This is a genomic window from Paenibacillus sp. FSL H8-0259 (genome assembly GCF_037963255.1).
Classification (GTDB): Bacteria; Bacillota; Bacilli; order Paenibacillales; family Paenibacillaceae; genus Paenibacillus_AQ; species Paenibacillus_AQ phytohabitans.
In genome coordinates this window covers 5,311,376-5,332,726 of record NZ_CP150147.1, presented here as the reverse complement: position 1 = coordinate 5,332,726, position 21,351 = coordinate 5,311,376, and the positions used below count along the sequence as shown (strand labels likewise).

Genomic DNA, 21,351 nt, shown 5'->3' with positions numbered 1-21,351 from the left:
AAACCTGACACTGGTCAATAAAATATAATCGTGTAGCATAGATAGGCTAACCCGGATCATGAACAATATTTTGTAACCTTTTCCGCGCGGAATGGCACTTATCCTTAGAACAGATGAAAATACAGAAATGAGGTTCGCAGGCGTATGCTGCAGTGGATTGAAGAAGCACAGAAGGGGGACGCCGGAGCTTTCAGGCAGCTGACAGAGCATGTCCGGGGGATGGCTTACGTAGTATCTTACAATATGCTGGGAGATGTTCAGCTGGCGGAAGACGCGGTACAGGAGGCCTTCATCGAGGCGTATATGAACCTTGGGAGTCTGCAGGAGCCGGCGGCGTTTCCGGGCTGGTTCAGAACCATTGTGGTCAGGCAGTGCCACCGGCTGCTGCGGCGCAGGCGACATGCACTGCTGCCTCTAGAGGCAGCAGTGCATGTCGCCGTGTCTTCTCCGGGTGTTGAGGAAATTGCCGAACGCAGAGAATGGACACAGGTGCTGCATAGCTCGGTGGCAGAATTGTCCGCCAGGCTGCGGTTACCGCTGCAGCTGTTCTACTTCTATGGCTATTCGCTTCAGGAGATTTCCGTTTATTTGGGCATTCCGGCCGGAACGCTGAAGAAAAGGCTGTATGACGGCAGACGCAAGCTGAAGGGGGCTTTTCCTGTGGCAGATCTTGCGGCCGCATTTAATCTGTTACAAGAGGGAGGACAGCGTATGCTGCATATTGTGAACGGTGATTTCGTTGGAGATAAGCTGAAGCAGGGGATTGTCCAAGGGGATGTGCTGGTATGGAGAGAAATCTACACGGCGGGTCCGATATTCATGGATCCGGCGGCACAGGAGAAACGGCAGCTGCGGGCAGAGGTTCTTCAGGCCACACTGGGAATTCCGGCAGAAGAATATATGAAGGGCTGTGAGGAGCAGGAACGCATGCTCAGCGGATTCCACCGTTATGATGAAGTGGTCCTGTGGTTTGAGCATGATCTGTTCGACCAGAGTATGCTGGCCTACCTGCTGCACTGGTTCAGCAACCGGAAGCTGGGCAGCACGAAGCTGAGTCTGCTCTGCATCGGGGGATTTCCCGGAATTGAGCTGTTCCATGGCCTGGGCCAGCTTACGGCAGAACAGCTTCAGACCTTGTCCGGAACCTGGCAGAATATCGGCACGGAGGAGCTGCAGCTTGGGAGCAGGCTATGGCAGGCATATGCATCTCCAGATCCCCGGCAGCTGGCACAGCTCCTGGAGGAGAGTAAGCCCGAGCTGTCCAAATCCGCGTTTTCTTTTGCCTATGACGCCTTCAAGCTTCATCTCTCGCGTCTGCCTTCCGTTTATAACGGTCTTGGTATTGTCGAACAGACAACGCTTGAGGCTGCGGCTGGCGGGGCAGATACGCCTCTGAAGCTGTTCCGTCAAGTTACAGATGCACTGCACCAGCTGGGAATGGGAGATGTGGAATACTGGAAGGTTCTTCGCACGCTGACGGCTGGAGAGCATCCTCTCCTTATTATTGAGGGTACGGCAGAAATTACAGATTACAGAGAAGTACCGGAATTCCTGAAGCGTACAGTTATTCTGTCAGAGCTGGGGGAGCGGGTATTGACCGGAACAGCGGATAGAGTGAGCATGCAAGGTGTAGATGAATGGTACGGCGGGCTGCATCTGCAGGGGCATGAGGTGCCTTGGCGCTGGGACAGCGCTGCTGAATTACCGGTACAGGTCAGAAAGTAACAAAGAGCGAATAGTATTGGATGAAGAGGTTTCCCGGCAGAACGGGCTAACCTCTTTTTTCTGCAGGCCGCTGCCTTGGTAACCGTTTACAACCTGTTCTCAGCAGCCGGTCCGTGCGGAAATCCATTTTTGTAAGTATAATTAATGTTCTGAGTGTAAGGTATCTTATGATAAGAAAAGGAGGGAACGAGTATCAGAACATTAGTGATCAGTGACATTCATGGATGCGTGGAGGAATTCAACCTGCTGCTCCGCAGAGCCAACTATATCCCCTCCGAAGACCAGTTAATTCTGCTCGGCGATTATGTGGACCGGGGGCCGGACAGCAGGGCGGTGGTTGAGCAGGTGAAACGTCTTGCGGAGGAGCACGGTGTTGTCGTACTGCGGGGCAATCATGATCAGATGGCGTGTGATGCGCTGGCGGGTGAGGATGACAAGCGCGATACCCACTGGATTACCAATGGGGGATTTCATACCCTGCTGAGTTATTGCGGAGGCCGCGATTCGGTCCTGCTGCGCCCGGATTCAGGCTGGAAGGAGTATGCGGAGATGAAGGAATATATGCGCCGTGAGTATCAGGAGCATCTGGATTTCCTGGGTACGCTGCCTTTCTATTATGAAACGGACACTCATGTGTTCGTTCACGCAGGAATTGATCCTTCCCTTGCCGACTGGACAAGCCAGCGGGAGTATGATTTCATCTGGATCCGCGAGCCGTTCTACAATCATCCGGTAACCTCTACCGTGAAGACGGTCGTATTCGGCCATACCTCCACGGTAGATTTGCAGGACGGGGCAGGAGTCTGGTTCAGTCCGCACGGAGACAAGATTGGCATCGACGGCGGCTGTGTATATGGAGAGCAGCTGAACTGTCTGGAGATTAATGAAGACGGGTACAAGACCTATTCAGTCCGGCTTGGCGAAAAGGAATAACTGCAGCCCCGATTACCAGCCCAGCTGCTGATCCCGGATCTCCTTGTCCCACAGCTCCTTCAGCTTCACCACATGCTCCGCCGGCATCACCTCGCGGCTTGCGGATATATTCTCGGCCAGCTGTGCGCTGCTGCGTACTCCGGGAATAACGGTGGTGACCTCCGGATGAGCAAGGATGAAGCGCAGGGCAGCCATAGTCATGGTCGTCTCTTCGTCCGTTATGAACCGGATGCGATCCACCAGGGCGGCGCGTTTCGCGATCACCTCCGGCGACCAGCGGCTTCTTACCCCTTCGAAGGTGCTGCTGCTGTCATATTTGCCGGAGAGCCAGCCGGAGTCCAGAGGGACCTTGACGATGATCGCTATATTTTTCTCATGGGCCAGCCCGAAAGCTTCCGCCGTTTCCTGGTAAAAGATATTGAACATAACCTCCATAACGCCGATATCCGTATGGCGGATGACCTCCAGCATTTCCGGCACGGAATCGACCGAAACCCCATAAGAGAGAATCTTTCCTTCGGCTTTTAGCTTGTCCAGTTCGTGGTAGTGGCCGTATTTCCCGTCCAGCAGCTCAAAAGGCGGATTATGAATCAGCACGGAATCCACATAATCCGTCTGCAGACGCTGTAAGCTGCCTTCGACGGAGGCACGGATGTGGTCCGCATCAAAGCAGGTGCTGCCATCCGCCCCGTGGCCGAATTTGGTGTTGATCACAGCGCTGGAGCGTCTGCCGGATAAGGCGGTCCCGAGCAGGGTTTCACTGGCACCGTGCCCGTAACCCGGGGCGGTATCGAAGAAATTCATCCCGCGCTCCAGCGCTTCATGGACCAGAGAGACCGCTGCACGATCCTCCATAGCCTCCCAATCCTTCTTATTCCCCAGCTGCCAGGCACCGAAGCCAACCTCCGACACAGTCTTGCCCGTATTGCCGTACCTTCTTGTATTCAAGCGTATCCACTCCCGTAAGGTTATTATGAAAACCTGCTCTTAATTGGTTATAATTGGAACATATACACCGTATTGTAGAACCTTGAAGCCTATTAAGCAATGCAGTAAATCCAGAAATCAGGTTAAGTTTCTACTGCAGTAAGGGGGAAGTAATGTCCAATTCACTTTTAACCAAGAACGCTTTAGCCCGGTCACTCAAAAAACTCATGCTCGCAAGGCCGCTGAACAAGATTACGATCCAGCAGCTTACAGCGGATTGCGGCGTGACCCGGCATACCTTTTATAATCATTTTCAGGATATCTACGAGCTGCTCGGCTGGGTCTACAGGTCAGAGGTAATTGAAGATCTGGAGCCCTACCGCTGCTGTGCCGGCTGGAAGCAGGGGTTCCTAAGTGTCCTGCGGTACACCGTGAGCAACAAAACCATCTGTCTGAACACCTTTCATTCACTTGGACGCGAGCATCTGGAGCAGTTTCTGTACGGAGTTATTTATGGCGTCATGATCAGGGTGGTGGAAGAACTGGACGGGCAGGAGCGGGCCCGTGAAGGACAAGAGCAGATTCCGGAACAGGGGAGAAGCCAGGCCAGGGAGGACATTGCCGATTTCTACACACTGGCTATCCTTGAACAGGTGATCCACTGGCTCAAAGCAGGGGCAAATACCGACCCGGCCGAAATGGTGGAGAAGGTAGCCCGGATTATGGAAGGAAGCATCGCCCGGGGCCTGGAACACTATCAGGCTGCCGCCGCCCATCCGGTCCAGTGAAATGACACAATCTCCGGCAGATGTGTAATCCCTGTACAGTCGCGCCAAGCTGTCCATAGAATTCATTGTTCACGGTGGGTATAGTGAAGGCTGTTAGCAGGCACTTATCCCCTGATCATGGAAGGAAGAGGACATATGGGTACATATCAAAGAATTCATCCGCTGGTACAGGAAGGCATCGCTTCACGTAAGGCATATCTGGTAGGAGGGGGGATCGGCTCGTTGTCGGCAGCCGCTTTCCTGATCCGTGACGGCCATATGCCGGGACGGAATATTCATATCCTTGAGCAATCAGCAGTCTATGGCGGCTCGATGGACGGGGCGGGGAATGCGAAGGACGGCTACAGCGCCCGCGGCGGACGTGAGATCGAAGAGCACTTTGAATGCTTCATGGAGCTGTTCGGCTTCATTCCCTCATTAACCAATCCGGACCGGACGGTGCTGGATGAATTCCGTGAGCTGAATCTGGCAGAACCGATCGAATCCCACTGCCGTCTGGTAGAAAAGGAAGGGCAGCCCGCCGATTTCTCAACGCTGGGACTCTCCACTGCGCATGCGCTGCAATTGGGCAAGCTGACCCTGGCGACCGAAGAAAGACTCGGAGCGGTGACGATTGAGCAGTTTTTTGACCCGACCTTCCTGGAGACGAATTTCTGGTATTTCTGGCGCTCGATGTTCGCCTTCGAGAATTGGCATAGTGTAGTTGAAGTGAAGCGTTACATGGAGCGCTTTATGCACCTGATCTCCGGGATGAACCAGCTGAAGGGAATCCTGCATACCGAATATAACCAGTTCGATTCACTGATTCTTCCTCTGATGAAATGGCTGGAAAGCCAGGGGGTCAATTTTGACAAAGGCCATCAGGTAACAGATCTGGAGCTTGATTTCACAGGCGGAGAGAAAACAGTAACCGCTATCCAGCTGCTCGTGAACGGAGAGCCAAAGACCCTCTCAACAGCACGCGGAGATCTGGTTATGGTCACCAATGGCTCGATGACAGAGAACTCGACCCTGGGCGATCTGGACCATCCGGCGGTTCTGAACCGCTCTGTTACGGAGCGCGGCTGCTGGAGCCTCTGGGAGAAGCTTGCCGCGAAATCTCCGGATTTCGGCCACCCGGAAGTGTTCTGCGGGGACATCGACAAGTCCAAGTGGCTGTCGTTTACGATGACCTTTACCGATGACGATATTGTATTCCCGTATCTGCTTGAGCTGACCGGGGATGCTCCCGGTATGGGCGGCGTTGTGACCATCAAAGACTCCAGCTGGATGATGTCCTGGACCGCACCGAAGCAGCCGCATTTCATTAACCAGCCAGAGAATGTGAAGGTGCTCTGGGCCTACGGATTATTCCCGGATGCCGAAGGCGATTATATCAAGAAGAAAATGAGTGACTGCAGCGGACGCGAGCTTCTGGAGGAGCTGATGTACCATATCGGTCTGAAGAACCGCATTCCGGAGATTCTGGAGCATACGACCAATGTTATTCCTTGTATGATGCCTTATATTACTTCACAGTTCATGCCGCGTGTCGCAGGAGACCGCCCGCAGGTGGTTCCGCAGGGCAGCACCAATCTGGCCTTCCTCGGCCAGTTTGCCGAAGTTCCGGACGACTGCGTCTTTACCGTGGAATATTCGGTCCGCTCCGCGATGATGGCAGTGTACAATCTTTTGGAGCTGGAAAAAGAAGTGATTCCTGTCCATCCGAGTAAATATGATGTCCGGGTGCTGCTGACCGCGCTCAGAACCTGCCTCGGCAACAAGCCGCTGCCACTGGATAAGACACTCGGACAGCTGCTGGCCGGAACGGTGATCTCCAAATTACTATAAAAGGTGTAAAAGCATAACATATAGCAGGGGGATGTACCGGAGCCGGGAAGCGGCTGCCTGGGACATCCCCTGTTTGTATAGTGCCAGCTTTCGACATATTCCTCCCGCAGAACATGGTACAGTAAGACTAAAATTTCTGCGGAGGAACCCCTAATGAGAAAAATCTTAAGCCGTATAGGCCTCGGACTGCTGCTGCTGATTATAGCGGCAGTTGTGCTTTGCTTCTACTTCAATCAATTCACTTATGCCTACACACTGCTTGTAGTACTGCTGTTCATATTTGGCGGGATGGGGCAGATGTACAAGCTGAAGAACGATGAGTACATGTATTCGAGGCATAACCAGAAAGATGAGTATGAGGAATACACAAGGTAAGAAGAATTACATAGCATAAGCAGCATGTGTTCCGGCCGCTCAAGGCATGCTCAAGGTCCGGCTGACATAGGATGGTATTAAGCAAGCGCTTTAACCATTCAGTCACAGCAGGAGGGGAACCGCGTGAACGAGAGACTGGCAGCCTTAATTCTGCGGATTGACGCTATTGCCACGGATATTATTGTACCGCTGCGCCGCAAAATCATTAATGAAGCTGCCCTGCTTCAGTTATACGAGGCGCTGGATGAAACGCATCTGCTGATCGAGCATGAGAAGCAGATTGACCGCGAGCTCGCAGCTATTCTGTTTCTGATCTATTCACAGCTAGTCAGCCAGTCTAATTATGTGTATGACAAAAGCACCTTCGTGCCGCATATCGGCAAGCTGCAGGGATATATCCGCAGACTATTCGGCGGTACGCTTCAGAATGTATAGTGCGAAAGCCCCGGACATTTCCGCCTATTCAGCAGCAATGGAACAAGGCAACCTGACTCTCCAGATACATCCCCTGCGGATGTAATCGGGATACAGGTTGTCTTTTTTCATGCCGGATATCCTCCGCGAAATGGATGATTAGAGACTTTCTATGTACAGGTTTATATTTGTCCATTGCCAAACAGTGACAAATTCATTTACAATATTACAATGATAATGAGAATCAATTTCATAGAAAACGGGTGACAGTCATGAATCAACAGGCAGTGTCCAGGAATGGGCTTGATCAGAGAGCAGAACCGCTCAAACTACGTTCGCGCCCTTGGGCGGCAACGCTGATCCTTATTGGCGGTTTGATTGCGCTGGCGCTGGGCATCGCTGTTTCAGTATCGTTTGGGGCAGCAGATATTAAGCTTTCTGTCGTGTGGACAGCAGTTTTTCACTTCAATCCGGAACTTACAGAGCATCAGATTATCCGCGAGCTCAGGCTGCCGCGGGTTCTCGGCGGCGTGATGGTCGGAGCCAGCTTCGCAGTGGCGGGAGCGATCATGCAGGGAATGACCCGCAATCCGCTTGCGGATTCGGGGCTGATGGGCATTAACTCGGGGGCGGGTTTTGCGCTGGCCGTCTGCTTTGCTTTTTTTCCGAATTTATCGTTTATGTATCTTATTCTATATTCCTTCATCGGGGCCGGAGCGGGAGCAGGTATCGTCTATGGCATCGGTTCACTGGCCAAAGGCGGACTTACCCCCGCCCGGCTGGTACTAGCCGGAGCCGCCTTCAGTGCGCTGCTCTCGGCGCTCAGTGAAGGCGTGGCGCTGTATTTCAAAATCGGACAAGACCTCGCCTTCTGGTATGCAGGCGGCTTGGCCGGAACGAAATGGTTCCAGCTTCAGGTCATGTCTCCCTGGGTGATTGCGGCACTCATCGGGGCGATTATCCTGTCCCGTTCCATTACGATGCTCAGTCTGGGGGAAGATATCGCCAGAGGACTGGGACAGCGAACCGGTCTGGTCAAATTGGCCGGGGCCTTAGTCGTCCTGATTCTGGCTGGCGCTTCGGTGGCTGTAGTAGGAGCGGTAGGGTTTGTCGGGCTGATTATTCCCCATCTGACACGTTATCTTGTAGGTGTGGATTACAGATGGATTATTCCCTGCTCCGCCGTGCTGGGTGCATTGCTCGTGGTAGGGGCGGATCTGACTGCCCGGATGATCAACCCGCCGCATGAAACGCCAGTAGGAGCAATTATAGCGCTGATCGGGGTTCCATTCTTCCTGTATCTGGCCCGCAAAGAAAGAAGGGAGCTGTAAAGATGCAGAGAACCAGAGTGGTTTCCTTCGAAGAAACAAGGCGTAAGCATGGCCTGACTGTACTTAGCGTGCTGGCTGTACTGATTATTATCATGTTCATTATAAGTGTGAATACAGGATACATACGTTTAACTCCGCTAGAGCTGCTGAATACGCTGTTCGGCAAGGGGACGGACAAGCAGGAATTGATTCTGTTCCAATTCCGCTTGCCGCGTATTGTAATTTCCATTCTGATTGGAGCTGCACTGGCAGTTTCCGGAGCGGTGATGCAGGGGGTCTTCCGCAATGATCTGGCCGATCCGGGAATCCTGGGCATTAATGCCGGAGCCGGGCTGATGGTTATGCTGATGGTGTCCTTCTATCCGACGACCTCTGCGGCACCTGTCTATCTGCTGCCGGTAGTTGCGTTTGTCGGGGCGGCATTTACTGCCGCACTGATCTACAGCCTGGCCTATAAGCGGCATCAGGGAATTGCACCGATCCGTCTGCTGCTCACCGGTGTCGCAGTTGCGGCTGGGATGAGTGCAGCGATGATTGTGCTGACGCTTCGCCTAGATCCGGACAAATATCAATTCGTCGCCACGTGGCTTGCGGGCAGCATCTGGGGCACCAGCTGGAAATTTGTATTGTCCCTGCTTCCCTGGATTGTGATTCTCCTGCCCTACGTCATCTATAAGGCAAGGGTCATGAATGTGCTGAATCTGGGCGAGCAGACGGCTACCGGTCTGGGTGCCCATGTCACCAGGGAGCAGTTCCGCCTGTTGGCAGCGGCGGTCGGACTTGCCGCTTCAAGCGTAGCGGTAAGCGGCGGGATTGGCTTCGTCGGACTGGTCGGCCCGCATCTGGCCAGAAGGCTCGTGGGACCGAAGCATCAGCTGATGCTTCCCGCTTCAGCGCTGCTCGGCGCGCTGCTCGTCATCACTGCCGATACGATCGGCCGCCGGATTCTGCAGCCGTCTGAGATACCTACCGGTATCGTTGTTGCCGTTATCGGCGCTCCTTACTTTCTGTATTTGCTGGCCCGGACCAAATCTTAAATACACCTAGAAGCTGGAGGGAAACAAATGAACGAATCCATGGAATTATATGATGTAACGATAATTGGCGGTGGCCCCGCAGGTATGTATACGGCTTTTTATAGCGGAATGAGAGATTTGAAGACGAAGCTGATTGAAGCGAAGGAAGAGCTGGGCGGACGGATGCTGATCTATCCCGAGAAAATGATCTGGGATGTCGGAGGTGTTACACCGACGCTCTGCCGTAAGCTGATAGACCAGCTGGCAGAGCAGGCGCGGACCTTCGATCCCACCATTGTGTTCGGACAGCAGATTGTGCATCAGGCGCGCCAGGAGGACGGGACTTATATCCTGACCTCGGCGACCGGTGAGCAGCACTGGACACGCACCGTTATCCTAACCATCGGTTACGGTATTCTGCAGATGGCGAAGCTGGAGATTGAAGGCGCAGACCGCTATGAAGTGACGAACCTGCATTATACGGTGCAGGAGCTGGAGCCCTTCCGCGGCAAGCGGGTTCTGATCTCGGGCGGTGGCGACTCCGCTGTAGATTGGGCGAATGAACTGGAGGGGATTGCCGCCAGCGTGACCATCGTGCACCGCCGGGAGCGGTTCGGCGGCCATGAGAAGAATATCGTTCGCATGAAGGATTCCTCTGTGAATGTACGTGTACCCTATGCGGTTAACCAGCTGCACAGCAGCAATGGCGAGCAGATTGACCAGGTTACGATCAGCCATATCGAATCCGGTGAGAGTGAGCAGCTTGAAGTGGATGCCGTTATTGTCAACCACGGCCTCAAGAGCGATTTCGGTCCGTTGAAGGATTGGGGACTGGACATGGGGGAATGGTGGGCCAAGGTCAGCGGCAAGCTCGAAACGAATCTGCCGGGTATCTTTGCGGCGGGAGATTTCGTAGATTATGACAGCAAGGTAAGACTGATTGCCGGAACGTTCACGGATGCGGTGCTTGCCCTCAACAGCGCGAAGCTGTACATGGACCCTGAAGCGGATAAGGTGGCTTATGTCTCCTCGCATAACGACCGGTTTAAGGAGAAGAACAAGGCGCTTGGCGTAGTTGATGATCATTAGTCTAAACACATACAGGCTGTTCCTTACACGGGAGATTCCGTGCGGGGAGCAGCCTTTTTTTTTGAGTAAGCTTTGCTCTGGCGCAGCTTAGCCCCGCGTTCCTCACACATTCCATAAGCTGCATAAAAAAAGGATAGCGGGCGAATAGTAAGTGCAGGAGGTGCTGATTATGGATAAGACAACCAAAGAATCCGGCCAAGCCGCACAAACGGTGGACAGCGCTGGCAGGAAACCCCACAATCCGCCTATCTCCCCTGATCTGGAAGAGAATATTACTCAAATCAAAGCCAGGCTGGGGAACAGCCCGGATCTTATCATACGTACTTATGAACTCATCAATCGGACGGCCCGGGTAGCAGCGGTATATATGATTGGTATTACGGACAGAGAAATGGTCGACCATTTCATTTCACATGTGATGTCCTTCGAATCTTTGAATGACGATGTACTACTCGCAGCAACAACAGCCGAAGTGTATTCCTATATTAAAGACAATGCGCTAAGCATCGGCAAAGAGAAGCTGGTTCAAGATATCAATGGACTGCTTGAAGCGCTGCTGTCGGGGGACACGATTATTATGGTTGACGGACTCGGTGAAGCGGTGAGCGGGAGCACCTGCGGCGGTGAGGTCAGACCGGTATCCGAGGCATCGACTCAAGTGGCGATCCGCGGCTCGAAGGAAAGCTTCACGGAGACTATCAGTACCAATATCGCCCTGGTCCGCAAAATCATCAAGAATCCCGATCTCTGGACCGAAACGATGAAGCTTGGCGATGTGACCCACACCGATATCACCATCATGTATATCCATGGGATTGCAGATGAAGAGACGATCAAGGTATTCAAAAAAAAGCTTCAGGAGATCAAGGTGGATTCAATTCTGGAATCAGGCTACATTGAGCAGATTATTGAAGATAACAAGTATTCTCCATTTCCGACACTCTATAATACGGAACGGCCGGATAGTGTGGCGGGAAACCTGCTGGACGGAAGGATTGCCATCTTTGTGGACGGCACACCGTTTGTACTGATTGCCCCGACTACCTTCTTTATGTTCTTTCATACCGTGGAGGATTACTATCAGCGTTATGATATCTCAACACTGATCCGGCTGCTGCGGTTCCTGTGCCTGCTTATCTCTTTATATGGGCCTGCAATCTTCGTGGCGGCGCTTAACTTCCACCAGGAGATGATTCCGACACCGCTGCTGATCAATTTGGCCTCGCAGCGGGAAGGGGTACCTTTTCCTGCTTTCGTGGAAGCCGTCATGATGGAGGTTACCTTTGAGATCATCCGCGAAGCAGGTGTACGTATGCCGTCTCCGATCGGTCAGACGGTTTCTATTATCGGAGGTCTGGTGTTAGGGACTGCAGCGGTTCAGGCGGGAATTGTATCCCCGGCAATGGTTATTGTTGTGTCGCTTACAGGTATCTCCAGCTTCGCCACTCCGGCATTCAATATGGCGCTCTCTATCCGGATGCTGCGGTTTGTAATTATGGTCATTGCCGCTTTTATGGGGCTGTACGGTATCGCCATCTTTACAATTATGCTGATTGCCCACATGTGCAGCCTGCGGTCTCTCGGAGTGCCGTATATGTCGCCTATGGGTCCGTTTGTGCCCGAGAATCAGAAGGACACCTTTCTCCGCTCTCCTCTGACTTTTATGAAGATCCGCAAACGGCTGCTGAATAAGGGCAACAGCTCCACAGCCCCCGGCAAAAAAACTGCGAAGAGGAACTCCTATGAACATTAAAGGCGTTATGCGCGTGATTTCTATGGGAGTCATTGTGCTGATGCTGAGCGGCTGCTGGAACAGCAGAGAATTGAATGACCTGGCTATCGTCAGCGGCATCGGTATAGATCTGGTACCGGAAACCAATGAATTCAAGGTGACATTTCAGCTGGTCAATCCATCCTCAACAGCTACAGGTTTTGGAGCAAGCGCGGGAGAGCCTTCCATTGTGATTGTTTCTGCTACCGACCGTACAATTTTCGGTGCTTTGCGCAAGGCCTCCAAGCGGGCAACGCGGCAGCTTTTTTTTGCCCACACCCAGCTTGTTGTCCTGGGAGAGTCCCTGGCCCGGAGCGGAATTAACGATGTATTTGACATCTTTGAGCGGTCGCATGAGCTCAGACTCAATTCGGCAGTGCTTGTTGCCCGCAACAACGATGCAGCATCTGTTCTGAAGATATTAACTGCAATAGAAAGTCTGCCTTCTTTGGGACTGGTCAAAAAGACGCAGAATACCTCGAGAGTATGGGGAGAGAACCGGACGATCGACGTATTCGATATTATTAACGGCATAACGGGCGAAGGGGATCTGACGATTAATGGAGTGTCTATTCAAGGGAATGCTTCTGAAGGCATGAAGAAATCCAATCTGGAACAAACCGTGTCACATGCAGGGACTGTTATGCATGGACTTGGTGCTTTTAGAGAGGGCAAACTGATCTACTGGATGAAGGATTCGGAAGCACGGGGTACGGAGTGGCTGCTTAACCGGATAGAAGAAACTATAATCAATATTGATTCTGCGGATAAGAAAGAGTCAATTGCCGTCAATATTGTGTATTCAAGAACGAAGGTGAAGATTGATATTCAGGACGGCCTGCCGGTCTTTCATGTAAGTATCAGTGAAGAAGGAATTGTGAATGAAACGGATGGGTTCGTTGACCTCAGCAAGAGGGAAGAAATTGTGAAGCTTGAACAGGAGCTGCAGAAGCAGACCGGTAACGAAGTGAAGCAGGCCTTGCAGATGGCACAGCAGATGGAGAGCGATATTTTTAACTTCGGTAATGAACTGAAGCGCAGCGATCCCCAAGGCTGGGCTTCACTAGATAAGAATTGGGGTCATATCTTCGCTCAAGGGAAGCTGGATCTCCATGTGGAGGCGTACATCCGCAGTACCGGAATGAGCCTGAAGCCGTATCACCCTGCTCCCGAATAATCAGCTTTTTATGCAGAAATAAGGTGAATAGGTTTATGAGAAAAGAAGCGATCGGCCCCAGTCAGCTTTTTGCTTTGATTGTGCTGTTTGAGCTTGGAACGGCGCTGGTTGTACCCGTGGGCCTGGAGAGCGGGCATGCGGTCTGGCTCTCCATCCTGATGGCGCTCCCAGGGGGCGTTCTGCTTTATCTTGTGTTTACACATCTGTATCAGCAGTTCCCGGATCTGATCATCAGCGGTTATGCCCGTAAGATTCTCGGCCCCTGGATAGGCTGGGTAGTAGGCCTGCTGTTTCTCCCGGTGCTGCTCTATAACGGCTCCAGAAATCTGCGTGAAGCGGGGGATCTGTTAATTTCAGCTTCATACGACAAAACTCCGATTCTTATTATTGATTCCATCATGATTATTGCGGTAATGTACATCCTGAGCAAGGGAATCGAGGTATTCGCCAGAACGGCGGAGATTTTCTTCTGGATCATAATCGTCATGGGATTGATTTGTATTTTTATTGTCATTGCTGCCGGACTGGTGGAGCTTAAGAACCTGTTTCCAATTCATATCAATGATCTCTGGGAGGCTCTGGGCTCTGCCTACCCTAACATTTGGATTTTTCCGTTCGGGGAGGTCGTGTGCTTCACGACTATACTTCCGCACTTTAACAAATCAAGGAAGATTAAGAAAACCGGCATCGTGGCCATCACCTTAAGCGCCTGTCTGCTTAGCTTCACCCATGCCATTGAGATGGGAGTGCTCGGAGAGAACCTCTACAGCCGTACAACCTTTCCGATGTTTACCACCATCACACTCGTGAATGTAGCCAACTTCATCCAGCGTCTGGATGCACTTGTTATGCTTACACTCATTATCGGGGTGTTCTTCAAGATGACTGTTTATTGCTATGCTGCTGTGGCCATAACTGCCGATCTCTTCAAGGTCCGCGATTCCCAAAAACTGGTGATTCCGGCGGCGGTGGTCATGCTGTTCAGCTCTTTCGTCAGTGCAGAGAATTATCCGGTGCATATGAGTGAAGGGAAGGTTTTTTTGGAGAATATCCTGCCGGTATTCTGTGCGTATATTCCTGTTCTGCTGTTTCTTGTTCACCGTATCCGGCGCAGATTCGGCCTATACCGTTAAGTTTCGCTGGAGATTAGCGGCTGCGTTTGAGGGCGCCGGCGACAACCTGGATTAAAGGGAGTGCCAGGAAGATCACCACACAGATCGTTTCCTGCAGTGTGGTTGTGGCAAAGATTACCGAAAGAGAATGCAACGATGCACTCACGCTGATTCCTGATAAGACATCAACCAGTGTGAGCATTAGCAAGGTGATGACGGCTAACAGGACATAAATAGCGAGAATTTTCATGGGCGATGCTCCTTAGGCTCCGCAAGCTGATTTGCCGGTTCCGGCAGGCGGGCTACAGGTATTATCTCCATTTATGGAAGGAGTAATCAGCAAAAAAAGCTGCCGGGAGCCGGTTAAGGCTGCCCAGACAGCTTCAGGAATATTCATTTATTGCCCCGAAGTCAGCCAGTCCGCAAGCTCTTCTGTCTGTGCCAGAACGGCGATCGGATCATAATACCAGGAACGTTCTTCTTTCCATACATAGATGTGTCCGTTCTTGACAGCAGGCAGGCTGCCCCAGATCGGATCTGCCTGGAAGTCTTCTACAGTCTGTGTATTATCGGTCACAACGAGATAATCACCCGCATATTTGCCCAGTGTCTCGGAGGATAATTCTGCCCACTGCTTCTCCATTATTTCAGCAGCCACTTCGGTTGGCGGCTTCCGTCCCAGTGCCTGATAGACCGGCTGTCCGCCCCGTCCGAAGTTGTCCCCATATACCCAGGTGGACTTGTCGGCATGCTCCAGGATGCTGAAGGTGGCATCAGCGGGAATCGCTGCATCCACACGGGCCTTGGCTGCGGCGATACGCTTATCATAATCTGCCAGCCAGTCCGCAGCTTCCTTTTCTTTGCCGAGCAGCTTGCCGAAATAAGTCAGCTCCGCGTGAGCATCCTTCAGATCACCGTACGGCACAATGACGGTAGGGGCAATCTGGCTCAGTGTCTCATAGCTGTCGGCATTGCCGGAGATGATGAGGTCCGGGTTCAGGGCGATAATATTCTCCGGTGACATCTTTCCGTAAGTGCCGGTATCGGTGACTCCGGTAAGTGATTCTTTGAAATACATATTCTCCAGCGTCAGTCCGGGAGCACCCACGGGGATTGTATTCAGAGCAATCAGGCTGCCCAGATACTCTTCGGCAACAATCCGCTGCGGTGCTGTCGGCACTTCAATATCTCCATTTACAGTTGTTACTGTTTTGAAGGCGGGAGCTGCGGTTGCGGCTGGAGTCTCCGGCTGCGGGGACGAAGCAGGAGCTTCTGTAGCATTAGCAGCAGCAGAACCGGTGCTATTATTGGATGTGTTGTTTCCACAAGCTGAGGCAAGAAGCGTCAGTGCCAGCAGCAACGGGAAGATGATCCATTGTTTCCGGGAATTAGAGCTTGAATACGGTTTTTTCAAGATGTATGCCTCCTTATGTAGAACGATTATCATTCTCAATAACACTTTACAGATTTTGTCCGGTTTACACTATGGCTGAATGTGATGTCCGGCTATGTAAATTTATGATGTCAGCGCCTGCAGGAGCACCCTGAGCTGGGCTTCGGAAGAGAGCGGATCAAATCCGTAGAACATGGCAGGCTGATTCAGGAAATAGATTCTGCTGCCGGAAGCGGACGCCTGATTCTGCTGTACTGCACGATGAAGAAAGGAACGGAGCGGCTCCCGCATCTCGGCCGTTCCGGCGCTGCAGGTAATAAATATATGATCCGCGGGGTAGCCGGCGAAGTCACTGAAGGCAACCTCCAGATAACCTTGGCGGAGGAGTCCCTCGCTTACAAGGCTGCTTGGGGGCCGGAAGCCCAGATCATTATACAGAATCTGAGATCCGTGGCCATAGCTGCTGCTGAAGCAGTATGCAGCGTCCCTGCCAATCTCCCAGACGACTGCGGTTCCCCGGGGACCGATCCGGCGGTTGAGCTGTTGGTTGGCCGCGTGGCATTGTTCGTCATAGACATTCAGCCAGGCTTCCGCCTGTGGTCTGCGGCCGGTGACCTCTGCAATCAGCCGGAATTGTTCCCGCCAGTCCATTTGCATAAAGGGGATTTCAATAACCGGAGCTAACGACATCAGCTGCTTATTCTTGTCAGGCAGGGAGTAGCTGATAATCACATCCGGCCGGGCAGAAGACAAGCGTTCATATAGACCTGTGGAGCTGCTTCCTTCATTTAGCAGCTTATGCTTGGACGGAATAGGCTTCAGGCTCTCCATCCAAGCCGAATATACTCCGAGCCGGGGAACAACCTCAAGCGCCTGCAGGCTGGCCGTGTGATTGAAGTTCAGCGATACCACGGATTTATTCTTGCTGTGATAGGCTGCAGGAGAAAGACCCACGACCTGTTTGAACTTGCGGCTTAAATAGGTGCCTTCACCATAACCGACTTCAAGCGCCAGCGTGCTCAGATTCGGGGCTCCTGTCAGAATGCGCTGCTGGGCTTTGCGGATGCGCAGCAGTGTTACATATTCATTAAAGGTCTGACCGGTGGATTTGCGGAAAGCGCGGGAGAAGTGCTCCGGGGTAACTCCGGCAAGCTCTGCCGCCTGCCCTCTCGTTAAGTCCTCATTATAATGGGATTCTATATATTGCAATACACGGTCCAGCCAATGAAGCGCCGGCTCCGTATTCTCAGCAGCGCTGTGATACAGCTCAGTGAGCAGTTCTGTGAACAGCTGCTGCACTGCAAAAGGCTGATGCTCTTCCGGCTGGCTCCAGCTGCCCAGCAGCCGCGACGCCACCGCGCAAATACGGGGCGCACAGCTGCGGAGCGGTACACCGTTGTTCAGCGGGCTGGAAGGATGGCTGGTGCCGGAGAGTGTGATATATTCGATCCACACCCCCTGCAGGTTATGGCTGTGCTGCAGGATGATGTGTGCGGAGCTGTCACAGCACAAGGTACTGCCGCTGGACACACGGGTAAGCGCTCCATCCCACTCCATCGTTGCGCTGCCTCCGGTAACTATAATCAGCAGGGAAGAGAAGGGCGGGCTGGAATTACCCCGGTTAGAAGCGGCTTTGTCCAGTGCAGCAATCCGCACCGGGACATAAAAACTATGAGGATAAGGCAATGAACTGCCGGAAGGTGGTTTATGCATGTTCAGAGTCACTCTTTTCTTGGGTGATAATCATTCTCAATACAGTATAACAGTCTTTCCCCCTATTGACGATCCTCTGATTGGTAAGTAGAGTTTAGGGAGACAGACAAACAGGGTATTGTTGTACTAGAGGGGGCGGGAATTCCATGACGACCTGGAATCTGCAAGGGACGGTCAGCCATCTGCTGATCTGCAACGGAAGCGACTGCAAGAAGCATAAGGGTGAAGAGGTCGCTGACGCGATAGAGGATGAAATCGGGAAGCAAGGGGCAGACAGCCTGATTCATACTACAGTAACCCGCTGCAACGGAAGATGTTCGGATGCGTGTGTAGTCATCTCATATCCGGAAGGCATATGGTACAGGGATATCACCCCCAAATCAGCCAAAAGCCTGGTACGCAAGGTGCTGAAGGGTGAACGGCTGGAAGAGAATGTTCTCTACACTTATGATGAAGGACTGAAAGCCGCAATTGAAAAAGGGGCAAAGGGTAAAAAGAAGAAATAAAATATGAAAGAAAAATGCAGTCCTCCACTGGAAAATTTTCGGTGGAGGATTGTTTATTTTTGTCAGACGGAGGATTATGATGGATAGAAAAGATAGAGTAAGGGGGAAGCGGGATGTTTGTGGATTTCGAGCCGGATGACCGAGTGCTGCACAGCGAAGCGTTCTTACAGGAAGAGGTGGAATATAATCTCCTTCACCTTATCACCGGAAACCCGGAATCGCTCCGGATCAAGACAGCCGAGGATCATCTGATCTTTGCGCACACGGAGGGGCATAACCCCTGGTTATGGATTGCACCGGAGGTAGGTGCAGATCAGGGCAGAGCCCTGGTTCGCCAGCTTGTGGAGCGGCTGAAGGGCCGCGGATTGTCAGGGGTTAACGGGACTAAGGAGACAGGCAAGCTGTTTGCAGAGGCTTATTGTGAGAATACAGGCAAGCTGTATCATGTCCATATGATCATGGAAGCCTATCATTGCCCGCAGGTGAAGAAGCCCGCTAATGTCAGCGGCAAGCTGCTGCAGGCAGATGCTGGCTATATCCCGGTCATTGCAGACTATTTGGCCGGCTTTGTGAAGGATGCGTTCGGCACCGAGAATGCACCTGAGAATTTCCTCGGCTACGCAAGAGATATTACGGAATCCGGCAAGCTCCGCCTGTGGATGGTACAGGATAGGCCCGTGTCCATGGCGAATCTGGCCCATCTGTCCTCCAGACATGCCCGGATTAATGAAGTGTTCACTCCGCAGGACTGCCGTAAGCAGGGCTATGCCAGTGCCGCTGTAGCAGAGCTGTGTGCTGAGCTGCTGGGCAAGGGCATTACTCCTATGCTCTATGCCGATGCTGCAAACCCGGATTCCAACAAGGTCTATCAGTCGATCGGTTTTGAGCGGACCGGCAGTATTGTTGATTTGCGGTTTCAGTAAGCCGGTTTGTCCGGTGGAGAATACAGGTGAGGGAGTGTCTAAGAATGCTGCAGGGAATGAAAATAATTGTGACCGGGGCCGCTTCGGGAATCGGTAAGGCTATAGTAATGCTTAGTCTGCAGGAAGGTGCTGAAGTGATTGCCTGTGATCTGGATGGCCGGGGGCTTAAGGAACTGCAGGCCGAGGCGGGTTCAGATAATCTCTGCTCCTTCCGGGTGGATGTGAGCAAATACAGCGAGGTGGAGCAATTCTTCGCATACATACAGCAAGAACATGCTGAGGTTAACGGTCTGGTCAACAATGCAGGCATATATCTGGGGCGCAGTCTGCTGGAGTATACCCCCGAAGATATAAGTAGGGTAATGGATATCAATATCAAGGGATATGTCTATTTCTCGCAGGGCTTCGGGCGCCTGCTGTTGGACCGGAAGCAGACAGGCGTCATCGTTAACATGGCCTCCGTCTCCGGTCAGGAAGGCAGCTCAGATGCGGTGTATGGCTTGACCAAAGCAGCTGTTCTCGGCTTGACCAAAAGCTGCGCCATGAACTTTGCCCCTCATATCCGGGTGAATGCTGTTGCCCCGACGATGACCAGCACTCCGATGATGGGGCATATCCCGGCCTGGAGGCAGCAGGAATATCAGGAGCATCAGCTAATTCCGGAGCCGCTGCTGGCGGAGGATATTGCGGATACGGTGGTTTTTATGCTAAGCCGCAAAGCGAGAGCATACACCGGGGCGACGTTTGATATTAATAATGGCTGTTATTTGCGCTGAGCCGCTGGCCTTCTTACCGGAGCTGCGGGAGGGCTGGATGACAGCCTGAATTGCAGGGATATTATCTGTCGGCTCAGGTGGTGCATCACGACCTGCCTGCAGCGATCCTGACAGAGTGTGAACCGGATTCCCTTTGTTGTAATCCGATCGATTTCAGACCATGCGGATGAGGATAGCGTAGAAGTTTTTGAGAGCAATGTTGAGGCGGTTTCGCTGAACTCCCTGGCTTTGGTGGAAGGTCTGCTGGTGGGCCTGCAGTCTTCACTGCACTAGAGCTTTTTTGGCGGGGCAGAAAATTTGACTTGCAGCCTCCGTGTTGACTATGCTAATACAAAGTGCAATTAATCACACTTATATCGTAAGTGTTGCAGCAGGGGGGCGGCAGTATATGGATAGACGTCAGGTCTGGCCGGATAAATTCAAAAAGTTTTTTCTGAATAACAAGTTTGTCGTGGGGCTTTTAATTGCGTTACTGATTGGTGTTACCGTGCTCGTATTCTCCAAGATTCCGTTTATATTCAAACCGTTGTCAGTGCTTCTGCATACAGTGGCAGCGCCGCTGCTTCTCTCGGGAGTTGCTTATTACCTGCTGAATCCGCTGGTTGACCGCCTGGAGCGGAGAAGCAAGGTGAAGCGCGCTTACGGAATTGTTACGATGTACCTCGTAATAGCCGGAATTATTACACTGATCCTGCTGATGGTTATTCCGATTATCCGTACCCAGCTGATGGGGCTGATTGACAACTTCCCGATATACAGCGCGCAGATTCAGGAGGAATTCTTACATCTGACGGGCAGTGAATTTTTCGGAAAGATTCAGGAAAGTGTGGGTACGGATCTCAGTGATATCACCGGCAAGGTGACTACCTGGGGCACCTCGTTCATCAATAATGCCGCCAGTGGCGTAGGCAGCTTTGTAGGCACTTTGACAGAGATTGTTCTGGCAGTGGTGACTACGCCGTTCATTCTGTTCTATCTGCTGCGCGATGGCAAAAGACTGCCCGACTACCTGATGCGGTTCATTCCTACTGCACTGCAGCCGCAGTCCCGGATGGTCATGCAGGAAATGAACAGTCAGGTGGCATCCTACATCCGCGGGCAGATTATTGTCAGCTGCTGTATCGGCGCATTGCTCTATATTGGTTATCTGATCATCGGGCTTGAGTATTCCCTGGTACTTGCTATCGTTGCCGCTTGTACTGCGGTAGTCCCTTATCTGGGACCGGCGATCGCGATTACGCCAGCACTGGTGGTAGCCATGGTAACCTCGCCGTTTATGCTGCTCAAGATGGTGATTGTCTGGACTGCTGTCCAGCTGATCGAAGGGAAGTTTATCTCTCCGCAGATCATGGGTAAAACGCTGAAGATTCATCCGATCACGATTATTTTTGTAATTATTTTTGCCGGCAAAATGTTCGGGGTACTCGGCATCATTCTCGCGGTACCGGGTTACGCCGTACTCAAAGTAGTTGTTACCCATATCTTTCAGTGGTTCCGTTTCCGCTCCGGACTCTATAAAGTGATTGAAGAAAAAGCTGAGGAATAAAGCGAA

The 21,351-nt window shown here is 52.2% G+C and carries 20 protein-coding genes; 16 read left to right on the top strand and 4 right to left on the bottom strand.

Annotated elements, in window-relative coordinates; all coding sequences use genetic code 11:
- Positions 1–144: 144 nt before the first annotated feature.
- Positions 145–1,725, top strand: coding sequence for a sigma-70 family RNA polymerase sigma factor (locus NSU01_RS23125; RefSeq protein WP_076243379.1), 1,581 nt, complete (start codon positions 145–147; stop codon positions 1,723–1,725).
- 204 nt (positions 1,726–1,929) lie between these two features.
- On the top strand, positions 1,930–2,658 hold the full coding sequence (locus NSU01_RS23120; RefSeq protein ID WP_256703804.1) for a metallophosphoesterase family protein: 729 nt from the start codon (positions 1,930–1,932) through the stop codon (positions 2,656–2,658).
- 12 nt (positions 2,659–2,670) lie between these two features.
- On the opposite strand, the gene NSU01_RS23115 is transcribed toward NSU01_RS23120, so the two are convergent.
- Complete coding sequence (locus tag NSU01_RS23115) at positions 2,671–3,606, bottom strand: aldo/keto reductase (protein WP_076243377.1); 936 nt, start codon at positions 3,604–3,606, stop codon at positions 2,671–2,673.
- Between the two features lie 152 nt (positions 3,607–3,758).
- Here NSU01_RS23115 and NSU01_RS23110 point away from each other — a divergent pair, with 152 nt between their 5' ends.
- The 10 genes from NSU01_RS23110 to NSU01_RS23065 all read left to right on the top strand — a co-directional run bounded on the left by NSU01_RS23110 (position 3,759) and on the right by NSU01_RS23065 (position 14,509).
- The gene (locus NSU01_RS23110; protein ID WP_042138676.1) at positions 3,759–4,373 is read left to right on the top strand and encodes a TetR/AcrR family transcriptional regulator C-terminal domain-containing protein; all 615 of its coding nucleotides are present in this window, start codon (positions 3,759–3,761) and stop codon (positions 4,371–4,373) included.
- Positions 4,374–4,508: 135 nt separating this feature from the next.
- On the top strand, positions 4,509–6,203 hold the full coding sequence (locus NSU01_RS23105; protein ID WP_076243376.1) for an oleate hydratase: 1,695 nt from the start codon (positions 4,509–4,511) through the stop codon (positions 6,201–6,203).
- Between the two features lie 153 nt (positions 6,204–6,356).
- Entirely contained in the window at positions 6,357–6,578 is a 222-nt protein-coding gene (locus NSU01_RS23100) for a hypothetical protein (protein WP_039300264.1), read from the top strand.
- A 123-nt stretch (positions 6,579–6,701) separates the two neighbouring features.
- Positions 6,702–7,013, top strand: coding sequence for a hypothetical protein (locus NSU01_RS23095; protein WP_076243375.1), 312 nt, complete (start codon positions 6,702–6,704; stop codon positions 7,011–7,013).
- Between the two features lie 251 nt (positions 7,014–7,264).
- A complete protein-coding gene (locus NSU01_RS23090) occupies positions 7,265–8,323 on the top strand; it encodes an iron ABC transporter permease (RefSeq protein ID WP_076243374.1) in 1,059 nt (352 codons plus the stop codon).
- A gap of 2 nt (positions 8,324–8,325) precedes the next feature.
- Positions 8,326–9,360 carry an iron ABC transporter permease gene (locus tag NSU01_RS23085; protein WP_042138674.1) on the top strand — a complete coding sequence of 345 codons (1,035 nt, stop codon included), beginning with the start codon at positions 8,326–8,328 and terminating at the stop codon, positions 9,358–9,360.
- Positions 9,361–9,387: 27 nt separating this feature from the next.
- Positions 9,388–10,428 (top strand): NAD(P)/FAD-dependent oxidoreductase, encoded by a 1,041-nt coding sequence (locus NSU01_RS23080; protein ID WP_042138673.1) that lies wholly within the window; start codon positions 9,388–9,390, stop codon positions 10,426–10,428.
- Between the two features lie 169 nt (positions 10,429–10,597).
- Positions 10,598–12,181 (top strand): spore germination protein, encoded by a 1,584-nt coding sequence (locus NSU01_RS23075; RefSeq protein WP_081970067.1) that lies wholly within the window; start codon positions 10,598–10,600, stop codon positions 12,179–12,181.
- On the top strand, positions 12,171–13,376 hold the full coding sequence (locus tag NSU01_RS23070; RefSeq protein WP_042138672.1) for a Ger(x)C family spore germination protein: 1,206 nt from the start codon (positions 12,171–12,173) through the stop codon (positions 13,374–13,376). Before NSU01_RS23075 ends, NSU01_RS23070 begins: the two co-directional genes overlap by 11 nt.
- Before the next feature lie 35 nt (positions 13,377–13,411).
- A complete protein-coding gene (locus tag NSU01_RS23065) occupies positions 13,412–14,509 on the top strand; it encodes a GerAB/ArcD/ProY family transporter (protein WP_076243373.1) in 1,098 nt (365 codons plus the stop codon).
- A gap of 13 nt (positions 14,510–14,522) precedes the next feature.
- Here the strand turns inward: NSU01_RS23065 and NSU01_RS23060 are convergent, their stop codons facing one another.
- The 3 genes from NSU01_RS23060 to NSU01_RS23050 all read right to left on the bottom strand — a co-directional run bounded on the left by NSU01_RS23060 (position 14,523) and on the right by NSU01_RS23050 (position 17,594).
- On the bottom strand, positions 14,523–14,738 hold the full coding sequence (locus NSU01_RS23060) for a hypothetical protein (RefSeq protein ID WP_076243372.1): 216 nt from the start codon (positions 14,736–14,738) through the stop codon (positions 14,523–14,525).
- A gap of 147 nt (positions 14,739–14,885) precedes the next feature.
- Positions 14,886–15,902, bottom strand: coding sequence for an ABC transporter substrate-binding protein (locus tag NSU01_RS23055; protein ID WP_256703803.1), 1,017 nt, complete (start codon positions 15,900–15,902; stop codon positions 14,886–14,888).
- A gap of 102 nt (positions 15,903–16,004) precedes the next feature.
- Positions 16,005–17,594, bottom strand: a complete 1,590-nt coding sequence (locus NSU01_RS23050) for a helix-turn-helix domain-containing protein (RefSeq protein WP_042138668.1) — start codon at positions 17,592–17,594, stop codon at positions 16,005–16,007.
- 146 nt (positions 17,595–17,740) lie between these two features.
- Here NSU01_RS23050 and NSU01_RS23045 point away from each other — a divergent pair, with 146 nt between their 5' ends.
- The 4 genes from NSU01_RS23045 (at position 17,741) to NSU01_RS23030 (ending at position 21,345) form a co-directional block, all read left to right on the top strand.
- Positions 17,741–18,100 carry a (2Fe-2S) ferredoxin domain-containing protein gene (locus tag NSU01_RS23045; RefSeq protein ID WP_076243370.1) on the top strand — a complete coding sequence of 120 codons (360 nt, stop codon included), beginning with the start codon at positions 17,741–17,743 and terminating at the stop codon, positions 18,098–18,100.
- 113 nt (positions 18,101–18,213) lie between these two features.
- On the top strand, positions 18,214–19,023 hold the full coding sequence (locus NSU01_RS23040; RefSeq protein ID WP_076243369.1) for a GNAT family N-acetyltransferase: 810 nt from the start codon (positions 18,214–18,216) through the stop codon (positions 19,021–19,023).
- Positions 19,024–19,067: 44 nt separating this feature from the next.
- Entirely contained in the window at positions 19,068–19,799 is a 732-nt protein-coding gene (locus NSU01_RS23035) for an SDR family oxidoreductase (protein ID WP_076243368.1), read from the top strand.
- Positions 19,800–20,187: 388 nt separating this feature from the next.
- Positions 20,188–21,345 carry an AI-2E family transporter gene (locus tag NSU01_RS23030; RefSeq protein WP_039301649.1) on the top strand — a complete coding sequence of 386 codons (1,158 nt, stop codon included), beginning with the start codon at positions 20,188–20,190 and terminating at the stop codon, positions 21,343–21,345.
- Positions 21,346–21,351 lie beyond the last annotated feature (6 nt).